The sequence below is a fragment of the Candidatus Electronema sp. PJ genome (assembly GCF_048287395.1).
Classification (GTDB): domain Bacteria; phylum Desulfobacterota; class Desulfobulbia; order Desulfobulbales; family Desulfobulbaceae; genus Electronema.
On sequence record NZ_JBLWEO010000042.1, the window covers coordinates 37,851 to 51,430 of the forward strand.

Annotated in this window: 15 protein-coding genes; all 15 read left to right on the forward strand. The window is 56.4% G+C overall.

Features of this window, described 5'->3' with window-relative positions; all coding sequences use genetic code 11:
• Positions 1 to 222 precede the first annotated feature (222 nt).
• The 15 genes from trpD (at position 223) to rdgC (ending at position 13,570) form a co-directional block, all read left to right on the forward strand.
• The gene (trpD, locus tag ACNKIB_RS06435) at positions 223 to 1,254 is read left to right on the forward strand and encodes an anthranilate phosphoribosyltransferase (RefSeq protein ID WP_417909725.1); all 1,032 of its coding nucleotides are present in this window, start codon (positions 223 to 225) and stop codon (positions 1,252 to 1,254) included.
• A gap of 21 nt (positions 1,255 to 1,275) precedes the next feature.
• Positions 1,276 to 2,154: a metal ABC transporter solute-binding protein, Zn/Mn family gene (locus ACNKIB_RS06440; protein WP_417909726.1), complete on the forward strand. Its 879-nt coding sequence runs from the start codon at positions 1,276 to 1,278 to the stop codon at positions 2,152 to 2,154.
• A gap of 21 nt (positions 2,155 to 2,175) precedes the next feature.
• A complete protein-coding gene (locus ACNKIB_RS06445) occupies positions 2,176 to 2,652 on the forward strand; it encodes a Uma2 family endonuclease (RefSeq protein WP_417909727.1) in 477 nt (158 codons plus the stop codon).
• A gap of 12 nt (positions 2,653 to 2,664) precedes the next feature.
• Positions 2,665 to 3,423, forward strand: a complete 759-nt coding sequence (locus tag ACNKIB_RS06450; RefSeq protein ID WP_417909728.1) for a metal ABC transporter ATP-binding protein — start codon at positions 2,665 to 2,667, stop codon at positions 3,421 to 3,423.
• On the forward strand, positions 3,416 to 4,264 hold the full coding sequence (locus ACNKIB_RS06455; RefSeq protein ID WP_417909729.1) for a metal ABC transporter permease: 849 nt from the start codon (positions 3,416 to 3,418) through the stop codon (positions 4,262 to 4,264). Before ACNKIB_RS06450 ends, ACNKIB_RS06455 begins: the two co-directional genes overlap by 8 nt.
• A gap of 70 nt (positions 4,265 to 4,334) precedes the next feature.
• A complete protein-coding gene (locus ACNKIB_RS06460; protein ID WP_417909730.1) occupies positions 4,335 to 4,742 on the forward strand; it encodes a type II toxin-antitoxin system VapC family toxin in 408 nt (135 codons plus the stop codon).
• Positions 4,743 to 4,773: 31 nt separating this feature from the next.
• On the forward strand, positions 4,774 to 4,914 hold the full coding sequence (locus ACNKIB_RS06465; protein ID WP_417909793.1) for a hypothetical protein: 141 nt from the start codon (positions 4,774 to 4,776) through the stop codon (positions 4,912 to 4,914).
• Positions 4,881 to 5,003 (forward strand): hypothetical protein, encoded by a 123-nt coding sequence (locus ACNKIB_RS06470; RefSeq protein WP_417909731.1) that lies wholly within the window; start codon positions 4,881 to 4,883, stop codon positions 5,001 to 5,003. The genes ACNKIB_RS06465 and ACNKIB_RS06470 overlap by 34 nt, the downstream gene beginning before the upstream one ends.
• A gap of 488 nt (positions 5,004 to 5,491) precedes the next feature.
• On the forward strand, positions 5,492 to 5,704 hold the full coding sequence (locus ACNKIB_RS06475) for a hypothetical protein (protein ID WP_417909732.1): 213 nt from the start codon (positions 5,492 to 5,494) through the stop codon (positions 5,702 to 5,704).
• Between the two features lie 219 nt (positions 5,705 to 5,923).
• A complete protein-coding gene (locus ACNKIB_RS06480; RefSeq protein WP_417909733.1) occupies positions 5,924 to 7,873 on the forward strand; it encodes a COR domain-containing protein in 1,950 nt (649 codons plus the stop codon).
• A 111-nt stretch (positions 7,874 to 7,984) separates the two neighbouring features.
• The gene (locus ACNKIB_RS06485) at positions 7,985 to 8,440 is read left to right on the forward strand and encodes a type II toxin-antitoxin system VapC family toxin (protein WP_417909734.1); all 456 of its coding nucleotides are present in this window, start codon (positions 7,985 to 7,987) and stop codon (positions 8,438 to 8,440) included.
• Complete coding sequence (locus ACNKIB_RS06490; RefSeq protein ID WP_417909735.1) at positions 8,427 to 8,663, forward strand: hypothetical protein; 237 nt, start codon at positions 8,427 to 8,429, stop codon at positions 8,661 to 8,663. The genes ACNKIB_RS06485 and ACNKIB_RS06490 overlap by 14 nt, the downstream gene beginning before the upstream one ends.
• Positions 8,664 to 8,921: 258 nt before the next feature.
• A complete protein-coding gene (gene mutS, locus ACNKIB_RS06495; protein ID WP_417909794.1) occupies positions 8,922 to 11,564 on the forward strand; it encodes a DNA mismatch repair protein MutS in 2,643 nt (880 codons plus the stop codon).
• A gap of 62 nt (positions 11,565 to 11,626) precedes the next feature.
• Positions 11,627 to 12,664: a tetratricopeptide repeat protein gene (locus tag ACNKIB_RS06500; protein ID WP_417909736.1), complete on the forward strand. Its 1,038-nt coding sequence runs from the start codon at positions 11,627 to 11,629 to the stop codon at positions 12,662 to 12,664.
• 300 nt (positions 12,665 to 12,964) lie between these two features.
• Positions 12,965 to 13,570: a recombination-associated protein RdgC gene (gene rdgC / locus ACNKIB_RS06505; protein WP_417909737.1), complete on the forward strand. Its 606-nt coding sequence runs from the start codon at positions 12,965 to 12,967 to the stop codon at positions 13,568 to 13,570.
• Positions 13,571 to 13,580 lie beyond the last annotated feature (10 nt).

The window sequence follows — 13,580 nt, forward strand, 5'->3', positions numbered from 1 at the left end:
TTCGCTCCTGATTCAGCAAAAGCTCTCTCTTGGTTAGCACAAACTGAAACGGCCAAGGCAGCGGCCTTGCGCAGAGATGCCGAAATCCTGTTGCTTCCGCCAGGATTCTTGGTACAGTAAGTAGAACAAATTTGTTCGGTCCGCAGGAGGCATTCCGGCCTACCCAGAAACGTCCTGGTCTGCCTTGTCATTCAAGAGCATCTTGCCCAGCAGCAGAGAAAAATGATCAAAGAAGCTATCGCCCAAGTTGTCACTGGCCAACATCTTGCCGAAGAGCAGATGACTGCGGTTATGCAGGAAATCATGAGCGGCCAAGCCACTGATGCCCAAATCGGTTCCTTTATCACGGCCCTGCGCATGAAGGGCGAGACCATTGATGAGATAGTCGGGGCAGTGCGCGTGATGCGCGAAAAGGCCACTTTTGTTGATACCGGGGTAGATACGGCTGCGGGCGAGGTGCTGCTGGATATTGTCGGCACGGGCGGCGATGGTTCTGGCACGTTCAACGTTTCTACCACGTCTGCCTTTGTAATTGCCGGGGCAGGAATCCCTGTGGCCAAACATGGCAACCGAGCGGTGTCGTCAGCCTGCGGGAGCGCGGATGTCTTAGAAGCCTTGGGCGCAGATCTGACCATGTCGCCGGAACGGATGGCGGAATGCGTGCGCACTGTAGGCCTTGGTTTCCTGTTTGCGCCCATGTTACACGGGGCCATGAAATATGCGATTGGCCCGCGCCGCGAGTTGGGCATCCGTACCATCTTTAATATCCTCGGCCCACTGACTAATCCAGCCCGAACGAACGTGCAACTCACCGGTGTATTCGCCAAAGAGCTGGTTGTACCGATTGCCGAAGTCCTCAGCAGGCTGGGAATGCAGCGTGCCCTGGTTGTTTGGGGGGAAGGTGGCATGGACGAGTTGACTGTTACCGGTACCTCCCACCTTGCTGATGCGCATAACGGCCAGGTGAAGAGTTCCACCGTAACACCAGAGGAACTTGGCTTCCAGCGCGCCGAGTTCGCCGAGATTAAAGGTGGCAGAACTGCGGCAGAATCGGCAGCCCAGGTGCGTGCAGTTCTCAGCGGCACACCTGGCGCAAAGTTGGACATGGTACTGCTCAATGCTGGGGCGGCACTCATGGCTGCGGGCAAGGCCGCTGATCTCCTCGGCGGGATTGCCTTGGCCAGAGAGGTCATCGCTTCTGGTGCGGCCTTGGCCAAGCTGGAAAGTTTTGTGGTCTTTTGCAAACCTGTGTGAACCTTTGACAAGCGAAACACGATGCGTTACCAACTGCTCTTTGCCCTGTTCTGCTCCTGGCTCCTGGCTACCGCTGCGCGGGCTGCTGAACCTGTGCCTGTCCTGGTTTCAATTATGCCGCAGAAATGGCTGGTCGAGCAGATCGGCGGTGAGCTGATCAATGTCCGCGTCCTGCTCGATAAAGGGCAAGATCCCCACGGGTTACAGCCGACTCCAGAGCAGGTGACGACGCTTTTCCGCTCGCGAATCTATTTTGCCATTGGCTTGGAGTTCGAGCAGGAGCTGTTGCGGAAGATCAGGCAGTCTGAAACCAAGGTGCGAGTGGTAGATATCTCAGCCGGAATTGCCAAGATCGCTATGTCTGAGCATCAGCACGACCATTATGATCAGGAAGAGGCCCATTCTGCCGGTCTTGATCCGCATATCTGGCTTGATCCGCAGAATCTCCAGCAGATGGCAAGAGCCATAACTGCTGCGTTGAAGGAGGCTGACCCGTCTCATGCCGCACTCTATGAGCGCAACCGGCAAACTGTCGCCAGCACCTTAACCGCAGTCCACGCAGAGATTAAAGCCCTGCTCGCGCCGTTCAGTGGCCAGGTCTTCTTGGTCTATCATCCGGCCTTTGGCTACTTTGCCAAAGCCTACAGCCTGCGCCAAAAGGCCGTGGAGCTGGAAGGGAAGTCGCCCACGCCCAAGCAGCTCTATGCCTTGATTGGCCAAGCCAAGCAGGACAAGGTAAAGATCATCTTCGTGCAACCCCAGTTTGACCGCAAGAATGCTGAGACCATTGCGCAGGCCATTGGCGGCAAAGTGGCAGCCTTAGACTCAATGGCCGAGGATGTACCAGAGAATCTCCGCCGCATGGCCAAGCAGATCAACTCTGCTTTAAGCCAGCAATAACCACCACGATAAGAGTGGCTGATGAATTGGCAAGAAGTATGCGAACACCCCAGTCTGCACGATCTCCCCTTTAAGATTGAACTGACTGAAGAGGGGAAATTGCTCATGACTCCGGTAAAGATCTATCATGCCGCCTTGCAGGGTGAGCTGGAATTTCTCCTGCGCTCGTTGTTACGCAGCGGCAAAACTCTACCAGAATGCGCGATCCACACTCGGAAAGGCATCCGAGTGGCAGATGTAGTCTGGGCTTCTGAGGGAGTCTTTGCCAAGATCAAGCATGAATCCGCTTGTTCTGTCTGTCCTGAGATCTGTATTGAGGTGGTATCCGCCAGCAACACGGCAGAGGAAATGCGGGAGAAAAGGAAGCTCTATTTCGAGCAGGGTGCAAAAGAGGTCTGGCTGTGTACAGAGCAGGGCGAGATGATCTTCTTCGCTGCCCAAGGGAAAAGAGAGCATTCCGCTTTAGTACCTGCGTTTCCGAACCGCATTGAGTTATAATTTTCTAATCTTGTGAAAGAAGCAGCTATAGAAATCCACGACCTCTGCTTTGCCTACAGCAGTGACATTCCGGTCTTGACCGAGGTACGGCTGGATATCTGGCCGCAGGACTCGGCCTGTATTGTTGGGCCGAACGGCGGTGGCAAGACCACGCTGGTCAAGCTCATCCTTGGCCTCCTGCCGCCAGATAGTGGCAGCATCCGCATCTATGGCCAGGCACCAGCAGAGGCCCGGCGCAGGATTGGCTATGTGCCCCAGTATGCCCGCTACGATGCCTGCTTTCCCATCTCGGCCTTGGAGGTAGTTTGCATGGCCCGGTTGGGCAGTAACTTCAGCGGCAGATACACCAAGCAGGATAAGCAGAAGGCTCTTAACGCCCTGGAGGCGGTTAGTCTCGCTGATCTGGCCCAGCGACCTTTTGCCGCACTCTCTGGTGGACAACGGCAGCGGGTGCTCATCGCCCGTGCCTTAGCCTCTGGTGGCGATATCCTGATCCTCGATGAACCCACAGCCAGTCTTGACCGCGAGTCTGAGCAGCAATTGCTTGGTCTGCTAGCCGACTTGAACAAGGAGATGGCTGTCCTGATGGTGACGCATGAAGTAGGCTTTTCCTCCACCTTTTTCAAGCGGATCATCTGTGTCAACAACCAGGTTTATGTCCATCCAACCAGCGAGCTGACCGGTGAACTCATTCGCGAGATGTACGGCGGCGACTTGAATATGATTCGACACGATCACCGCTGCTGCCCTGAAGGACATCAACATGACTGAGCTGTTTGCGGCCTTACTTGACCCTGATCTGCCTTTCCTGCGTTACGGCTTGTTCACCGGCCTCTTGGCCTCGATCTCCTTTGGCATTATCGGCACCTTTGTGGTGGTGCGACGGATTAGCTATCTCGCCGGAGCCATCTCGCATTGCATCCTGGCTGGCATAGGCGGTGGCTTGTATTTGCAGACTGTGGTCGGTATCTCTTGGTTTACACCGATGCAAGGCGCAGTGATAGTCGCCTTACTCTCAGCAGTAATCCTGGCCCAAGTCAGTCGTCATGCTGGCCAACGAGAAGACTCGATTATCGGCGCACTCTGGTCAGGCGGGATGTCGATTGGTTATCTTTTTATTGCCAAAACACCCGGCTACTTTGTCCCCAACTCCTATCTCTTCGGCAATATCCTGCTCATCACCAAGCAAGACATCTTCTTTGTCGCCGGACTGGACATCGTGATTCTCGCTGTGGTCTGTCTCTTCTACAACAAGCTGCTGGCTCTCTGCTTTGATGAGGAGTACGCTTTGCTTCGGGGCGTGCGCACGCAGTGGTTACATCTGCTCTTACTCTGCCTGACCGCCCTGACCATTGTTCTTCTGATCCGCATTGTCGGGATCATCATGGTGATTGCCCTGCTCACCCTACCTGCGGCCATTGCAGGCGGCTTTGCGGCCAGTATCCGCCAGATGATGCTGCTTTCCACCGCTGTCTGCGCGGTCTTTATCACTGCCGGACTAGGAGCCAGCTTCTACCTCAACCTGCCCAGCGGCTCAGTGATTATCCTGATTGCCACGGGTGCTTATCTGCTCACTCTGGGCTTTGGTAAAGCGGCTGGCGGTAGAGGGTGAATCGGTATGCGCATAGAATGCCCTGCCGAGCTGCTGCTATGATTGTTTCTCCAATACCACACTGTTGACAATGCCAAGTCGGATCTACATAGAAACATCCATAGTCAGCTATCTCACCTCACGTCCGAGCAAAGACCTGATACGTTCAGCGTGCCAGCAGATCACCAAGGCATGGTGGGGGCATGGCCGTTTGACAGCGATGTCCTATAGTTCGTCGTATGTGGTTGAAGAAGCTGGCGCAGGCGATCCGCAAGCTGCTTCCAACCGGCTGAATGCTCTGCGTGATATTCCACTACTGCCAATCACCCCGGAAATTCCGGTACTGGCAGAGTTCCTTCTACTCGGCGGTGCTCTGCCTACTAAGGCAAGGCTCGATGCCCTGCATATTGCTTGTGCAGCATACCATCAGATGGATGTGTTATTGACATGGAACTGCACACATATCGCTGCGGCTATATCACTCTTCCTTCAGGGCTAGAGCAGAAGCACAAAGCCGAATCTTTTGGTACATCGAAGGCTTTTACAACCGCCAACGGCGGCATTCGGCCATCAGTTATCAGTCGCCGGACAACTACGAGCGGCTTCTTCTTCAAAAGGGCTACTTAGGGAATAAAACGTGTCCGCTAGTGCGAAGACAGGTCAGTCCTTGAGCGATGGTCGCTACGAGACAGTGATTGACGAGATCACCCGGATGCAGCCAGCCGAGTTGCTGGTTGCCGCCGCATCTCCTTCATTGTGATGGGCAACCACAAGCATTTCCTTGACAAAGCCTGTGCAGCTCTTTAGGATGGGCTGCATTAGGTTGTGAGTAGATAATCTCCGGCCTGGGCGGTTCGCGGGCGGCACCTGCGCCATCAGAAATAGTGCAAGGTACCCATCAGGCATTCAGATGGGTACCCTTGAGAATATCTGGAGGGTACCCACCAGCGTCTCTGATGGGATCCCTGTAGATTGCCTGATGGGATCCCTCCAGATTGATTGCAGGGTGCCTTTGAGGATGCCAGCCGTATGGGCGGTTCGCGAACCGCCCATACCCCACAAACAACGCAGGTACGCAGGCGATGACGAATGAAGGAGTGCTGAAGGTGATGATCAGATGAAGCGCAAGGTCTATATCGAAACCTCGGTGATCAGCTATTTGACAGCCCGGCCAAGCAAGACGATCATCGGTGCGGCGCATCAGCAGATTACGCGGTTGGTATGACAGACTTCTGGGAGGAAGGGACGATGACTGATGAAATCCTTGCTGAGGTGCGGGCCGCGAAGGATGCGCTGGCCGCACAGCATGGCGGCAGCCTCCGTTCGCTCTATGCGGCGATCAAGCAGGGGGAAGCAGAGCTGCAAGCCAAAGGCATCCGTGTAATTCCCCCGCCCGGCAGCCCTGTCTGTCTGCCGAGCACCGCCTTGCAGCGGATGCGCTTCAGCAGGCACAAATATTGAACTGGGTGCCTTGCAGCAAATCTAGTGGGATCCCATCAGGCATTCTAGTGGGTACCCTTGAGATTGTCTGGAGGGATCCCTCCAGTTTAGCAGAAGGGTACCCTTGAGAACGGTGGATGTAGGGGCGGCCCCCTGTGGCCGCCCTTTGTTGCAGGATGGCGAAACAGGGCAGGCACGGGGGCCTGCCCCTACCCCACAAACAACGCAGGTGCGCAGGCGATGACGAATGAAGAGCTGCTGAAGAAGATAGAGAGAACAAAGGCAAGCGGGGCGACGAAGCTTGACCTCAGCGGCAACCAGCTCAGAAGCCTGCCGCCAGAAATCGGTCACCTCACCGAGCTGACTGAGATTAACCTCTGGGGAAATAAACTCACCACCCTGCCACCAGAAATCTACCAGCTCATGAATTTGACTGAGCTTGACCTCAGCCGTAACCAGTTTAGCAATCTGCCACCAGAAATCTGCCAGCTCACGAAGCTAACGTGGCTTTACCTCAGCGACAACCCCCTCACCTCCCCACCGCTTGAGATCGCCAAGAAGGGTATCGAAGCCATCCGCAAGTATTTCTCCAGCCTCGAAGCAGGCGTGGACTCTCTCAACGAAGTAAAAGTCCTCCTTGTCGGCGATGGCGCGGCAGGCAAGACCTCCTTAGTCAAGCAGCTTCTCGGCGAGGCGTTTGACCAGCACGAGGACACCACGCATGGCATCAGCATCCGGGGCTGGGATGTGGAGGCAGACGGACAGCTCATCAAGGTGAATATCTGGGACTTTGGCGGCCAGGAGATCATGCACGCCACGCACCAGTTCTTCCTGTCCAAGCGCAGCCTGTACGTCCTCGTGCTCGATGGCCGCAAGGACGAGCGGGCGGAATACTGGCTCCAGCACATCGAGAGCTTTGGCGGCGACTCGCCCGTGCTGGTGGTGCTCAACAAGCAGGACAGCAACCCCTCGTTTGACCTCAACCGGCCTTTCCTGCTGCAAAAATACCCCGGCATCCGCCAGTTCTTCCGCACCTGCTGCGCTGACGGCAGGGGTATCGCCCAGTTCAAAGCGGCCCTCATCACCGAGCTGGGCAAGGTGCCGATGATCGGCATCCGCTGGCCGCAGAGCTGGTTTGCGGTCAAGCAGCGCATCGAGCAGATGGGGCGGCCCTACATCAGCCGCGAGGAATACGGCGAGCTGTGCGCGGATGCGGGCCTGGCCGGTGAGGACAACCGCAGCACGCTGGTGGATTTCCTCCATGATCTCGGCGTGGCCGTGCATTTCAAGGACTACATCCTCAATGCCACCCATGTGCTTGATCCGGTCTGGGTGACGAACGCGGTCTACAAGCTGATCAACGCCGAGCAGACCGCCGACCGCAAGGGCCGCCTGCGCTTGGACAGCCTCTGCGCAATCCTGCCGCAGGGCCGCGAGGAGCCGTACTCCTACCCGGCCTGCACCCATGCGTATGTGATTGAGCTGATGAAGAAGTTCCAGCTCTGCTGGCGTGTCGGCGAGGAGGCGGTGCTCATCCCGCAACTTCTCCCTGTGCCGGAGCCGCCCTTCACCTTTGACTACAGCGGTGCGCTGGGCTTCGTGCTCCATTATCACAGCTTTCTACCGCCGTCGGTCATGCCCCGCTTCTTGGTCAAGCGGCATGGGCAGATTAAGGCTGGTCTCTGCTGGCGAACCGGCGCGGTGCTGCGCGACCAAGAGAGCGGCAGCGAGGCGGTGATCAAAGCGGACACAGAGGCCCGGCGCATTTATCTCTGGGTGAACGGCCCGCGCCGCAAGGAATACCTCAGCTTCCTCTGGTTCTCGCTGCGGGAGATCAACAGCAGCTTTGAGAAGCTGGCCGTCAGCGAGAGGATCCCGATGCCGGATGACAAGGATGTCACTGCTGACTACCAGACCTTGCTGGACAACGTGCAGGACGGCATAGACAGGTATCGTCCTGATGGAGCCAAGCGGGCCTACAATGTGAAGGAGCTGCTGGGGCTGGTGGAGCTGAAAGATAAAGAAGAGCTGTTGAGACTCATGCGCAAGATAGACGAACATCTTGATGAAAAGGAGTCCACGGCAGAGGCGATCAGCAGTATTCTCGAAGTGAAGCCAGGACTCTTCGGAATCAGCTTGAACGTGAACGAGTTGTTTGCGAGAATGCTTGGTACAAGGAAGCGGAAGTGAGGGCAGGTCAAAATAATCTCAACAGCTTGACAAGAAGCGCAGCCCTCTTTAGGATGGACAGGGCTGCATGACCGCAAGCAGGCAAGTTAGCCTTTTCCCAGGAGCCGTTCTATGAAGGTATATGCAGACACCTCTGTCTTTGGTGGAGCATTCGACGAGGAGTTTGCCGAAGACAGCCAAAGGTTCTTTGCCGAGCTGCGCACAGGCAGGTTTGAGCTGGTCGTGTCAGCATTGATCGAAGAGGAAATCAAGTCAGCACCCAGAGAAGTGCAGGCCTTGTTTGACGAGTTCTCCGCCTCTGCAACCATTGCCGAAGTCAGCCAGGAAGTGCTTGCCCTCAGAAATGCCTATCTGAACGCAGGCATTGTCACGCCAAAGTCAACAGATGACGCAACCCATGTCGCGCTCGCCACAGTGTCCGGCTGCGAGCTGATCGTGAGCTGGAACTTCAAGCATATTGTCCATTTTGACAAGGTTCCCAAGTACAATGCTGTCAACACGCTGCATGACTACAGCGTAATCAGCATCTATCCTCCTTCCTCGGTGATCTCCTATGATGAACCATGAACCCAAGTGCATTCAGTGGAAACGGCAGGGTGCAGAGCGGGTTGCCTCGCTGACAGCTGGGATGTCCTATGAGCAGGAGCTAGAATTCTGGCGTACAAGGACAGAGAAGTTGCGCAGCCGCCAGCAGAAGCCGCAGCAGGCACGGCAGCCAGAACTGGCGGGAGAAGGTAAAACATCTCCCTGCTCATCTGACAATCTAGTAGGTACCCATCAGCGTGTCTAGTGGGTACCTACTAGAATGCCTGATGGGTACCCACCAGTGTGTCTGATAGGTACCCACTAGATTGGTTACAGGGTACCCTTGAGATTTTCTCCCGTAGGGGCGGCTCCCTGTGCCCACCCTTTCTTGGCGGGATACAGCAAAGGGCAGGCACAGGGGCCTGCCCCTACACCATAAAACCCTTCAACCTCAACCCTACACCACCGCACCGTGGCCGAAGACACCAGCTCCGTATCCCCTGCCTCTATCAAGATCACGCCCATGCTCCGGCAGTATTTGGAGATCAAGGAGCAGCATCCTGGTACTATCCTTTTCTACCGGATGGGTGACTTCTACGAGATGTTCTTTGAGGATGCCGAGATTGCCTCGCGTGTCCTGGGGATCACGCTTACGTCACGCAGCCGCGAGGATGCGCAGCAGGTGCCGATGTGCGGCGTTCCTTATCATGCGCTGACCGGCTACTTGGGCAAGATGGTCAAGGCGGGCTACCGGGTGGCAATCTGCGAGCAGGTGGAAGACCCGAAGCAGGCCAAGGGTATTGTGCGGCGCGAGGTGGTGCGGGTGGTCACGCCAGGTGTTACGACCGATGAGCAGCTCTTAGACGAGAAAAGCAACACCTTTGTCTGTGCCTTAGCCGTTAGCCGTAAGGGGCAGAAGCTGCTTGCACTTGGCCTCAGCTTTCTTGATCTCTCTACTGGTAATTTCCTGATCAGCGAGCTGCCCTTGAGCGATGGTCGCTACGAGACAGTGATTGACGAGATCACCCGGATGCAGCCTGCCGAGTTGCTGGTTGCCGAGGAAGAGGTTGAGCTGCTGGCCGACCTGCTCGACCAACTGAGCGTGCTCCTGCCAGGCCTATGTCTGACCAAGCGGCACGACAGCACGTTTGAACGGCACCAGGCGCACACCACCCTGCTGGAACACTTCCAGGTCAGCAGTCTGGCAGGCTTTGGTTGCGATGGGCTGGACACAGGCATCAGGGCCGCTGGTGGCCTGCTGGCGTATATTCAGGAAACCCAGAAGACCGAGCTGTCCTATATCAGCAGCTTGCGCCTGCTCACCCGCTCAGGTTTTCTGATTATAGATGAGTCCTCGCGCCGCAACTTGGAACTGACTGAAACCCTGATTGGTAACAGACGACAAGGCTCAGTCCTCTCAGTGCTGGATCTCACCTTAACGCCAATGGGAGCGCGTCTGCTGCGGCAGCAACTGCTCTTCCCGCTGCAAGACAAAGGACGCATTGAGCGGCGGCTCGCTGCGGTTGCGCTTCTCCTGGAAGATAGCCTGCGCCGAAGGGACATCCAAGCCCAGTTCAAGGGCATCTATGACCTCGAACGTCTGTGCAGTCGTCTCGTGCTTGGTCATGGCAATGCGCGTGATATGTCGAGCCTCAAGTTCTCGCTGGCCTGCCTGCCAGAGCTGAAGAAGTTGCTGATGAACACCCCAGCTGGCCTGCTGCAAGACCTTGGCCTGGAGCTTGACCCGCTTTTTGATCTGCATGACTTGATTGCGCAGGCTATTCGGGATGATGCGCCAGTGACGCTGCGTGAGGGCGGCTTGATTCGGGAAGGCTTTCATGCCGAGCTTGACGAGCTGCTGGTGCTGCTGCGAGATGGCAAGCAGCTTGTCGCCAACCTTGAGGCCAAAGAGCGGCAACGCAGCGGGATTGCCAAGCTCAAGGTGGGGTACAACAAGGTCTTTGGCTATTACTTCGAGGTCAGCCATGCCCAGAAAGGCACGCTGCCAGAGGACTTCATCCGTAAGCAGACCTTAGCGAACGCCGAGCGGTTCATTACCCCGGAACTAAAGGAGCTGGAAGAAAGGATCACGACAGCCCAGGACAAGCGGTTGACTCTCGAATATGAGCTGTTCCTCCAGATACGGGAGCGGATAGCCCAGCAAAGCACCAGGTTACTGAAGACTGCCCATGCTGTTGCCCGTGCTGACTTCCTGGTGAGTCTGGCAGAAGCTGCTGATCGTTACCAGTACAACAAGCCTTGTATCAGCGAGGGCGATGCCCTTATCATTCGTGAGGGCCGTCATCCGGTGATTGAACGTAGCCTGGAAGCTGGCCGGTTTGTGCCGAACGATGTCCATCTTGATCAGGAAGCGCATGAGTTGCTGATCATCACCGGGCCAAACATGGCCGGCAAGTCAACGGTGCTGCGGCAGACGGCATTGATTGTGCTGCTGGCGCATATCGGCAGCTTTGTCCCAGCGGCTCAGGCGGAGATCTGCCTTGTTGATCGCATCTTCACCCGTGTTGGCGCGATGGATGACCTGCGGCGCGGCCAGTCCACCTTCATGGTCGAGATGAACGAGACCGCCAACATCCTCAACAATGCCACTGAGCGGAGCTTGGTTATCTTAGATGAGATCGGGCGCGGCACCTCTACCTACGACGGCTTGGCGATAGCCTGGGCAGTGGCAGAAGATCTGGCTGAGAAGAACGGGCGTGGCGTGAAGACCATGTTCGCCACCCATTACCATGAGCTGACTGATCTGGCCACCACCCAGCAACGTATCAGGAATTACTCCATCGCCGTGCGGGAACACAAAGGCAGCATTATCTTCCTGCATAAGCTGGTGCAAGGCGCAGCCAGTCGGAGCTATGGCATCCAAGTCGCGGCATTGGCTGGTGTGCCCAAGCAGGTCGTGCAGCGGGCGCAGGAGATCCTGACCAACATCGAGCGCGGAGAGTTTACCCCAACCGGAGAACCCACCATTGCTGTCTCAACCAAGAAGGCCCAGCGGCAACAAGCTGTCTGCCAACTGTCCCTCTTTCCAACCAAGGAAGATATCTTATGCCAGCGCCTGAAGGACGTTGACCCGGATGACCTCTCGCCCAAGCAAGCGCAGGATCTGCTCTATGAGATGATAGAGGAAGTAAGAAGGAGAGGGTGATTGCTCTGTTCAGGCTTGTGCCTCTCCCCTATCCTCCGGCATAAGCCCACACACGAGAGAACATGACCAACCACTTCGACAGCAAGGGCGGCGAGCAGAACGTCGCCCAGGGCAACGGGGCCATCGGCCAGCAGAACAATGCCACGCAGGAGGTGCGCGGCGACGGCTGCATCTTTTCCGGCACGGGCAATGTCACGGTGAACGGCATCCCTCCTGCGCTCTTCGCTGAGTACGCTGGCAAGCTCGCGGTCACGGACTCCGCCCTTGCCAGCTTCTTCAGGATACTGGATCAGGAGAAGGTGCCTGCTGGCGACCTGGACAGCAAGCTGCGCGAGATAGCCGCCACGCACAAGGAGCTGCTCCTGCGCTTGGAGGCCGTGCAGTCCACAGACCCAGAGGTGGTGCGGCTGAAGCAGGCGGCCCGGCAGGCGATTAAGGAGGCTGGAGACTACGCCAAGGCCGAGGCACTGCTGAATCAGGCCGAAGCCCGCGATGTGCAGGCTATAGAACAACTGGAGGAAGCAGCAAGACAACAGCAGAAATTAGCCAAGCTGCGGCGCATCTCCGCTGCGGCAAGCAATGCGGACAATGCGTTGCTCCAACGTGTCCAGCTACGCTATGCCAAGGCTGCTGAATACTATCGCAACGCTGCTAAACTGCTTCCGAAAGATCGTTGTAGGGAACGGGCTTACTATCTGAGCAATGCGGCAGGATGTGACTTTCACCATGCTGCCCGGTATGCTGAAGCACTACCCTTACATGAGCAGAGCTTGACGATAGGCAGGGAGATTGGCGACCGGGCAGGCGAAGGCGCAATAACAAGCAACATCGGTGTAATTCACAGGATACAAGGTGATTATAACACAGCCCTGACCTATTTGGAACAAAGCCTGAGCATACGCCGAGAGATTGGCGACAAGGCAGGGGAAGCAGTCACGAGCTGGAATATCGGCCTTGCATACAGAAAGCAGGGAGACTTAGCCAAGGCGGAGCCATACATGAGCCGCGCTGTGCAGCTTGCCGAGGAGATTGGTCATCCCAATTTGGAGGAATGGCGCACAGCATTGGAAGACATCCGCGCCAAGCTGCGGGGCAAGTAGCGGCCTGTCTCTACTTGGTGTCTGCACCAAGTTCTGGTTCATGGAGACACCAAAAAAACTCAGCAGTAGGACACCGGGCCGCCGCTGCATTTACATGTCCGAAAGCTCCTCTGGAAGGGAGCAAAAGCAGCTTCGGAAGTTCCCTGTTTCTTGCCGCAGAGAACCTGCCCGGCGTATCTCAGCAGGGGCAGAGCACACTTCTCTGTTGCCTGTAGCTCTTCTTTGTTATAAGGTTCGGCGCGGATTCTTTTTCAGTAGCTCCACATCGGGCGAAACAGCATTTTTTCTAAGGACACGGACATGGGCTTATTAGCAGGTAGCGCCTCTTTCACCCGCTTCATGGTGGAAGGTGAGCTTCCCAGCAATGCTTGGGATTTTATTGCAGAGCAGGTGGCGAAACACAGTTTCAAGGATATTGACGACACCCTCGACGAGCTGTCTATCGGCTGGGTTTCGGTGGGTGACATGTTCGACTCCAGATTTGCCTATGGCTCGTATGCCGCTGGCGATTATGTAGTGCTTTCTCTGCGGGTTGATGAGCGTAAGGTTTCCGGTGCGGTGCTGAAAAAGTTCGCCACCAAGGAAGAAGCGCGGATTAAAGAGGAAAAAGACCTGCGCCGTCTCAGCCGTACTGTCCGCTTAGAGATCAAGGAGCGGATTAAGGCCGAGCTAATGCGGAAATCACCGCCAGTGCCTGCGGTCTATGACCTCTGCTGGAACGTGCAGACAGGCACGGTGCTGTTTTTCTCTAATGGCCGCAAGCCGCTGGCCTTGCTGGAAGAGCTGTTTAAAGAGACCTTCGGCCTGTCGTTGGTCATGCAGGTGCCGTGGAATACCGCGCTTCAGCTCCTTGACGAGAAGACAGCCGCCAAGCTCGACAGCCTCCAGCCCGCATCCTTAATTTAACCCACGGCAA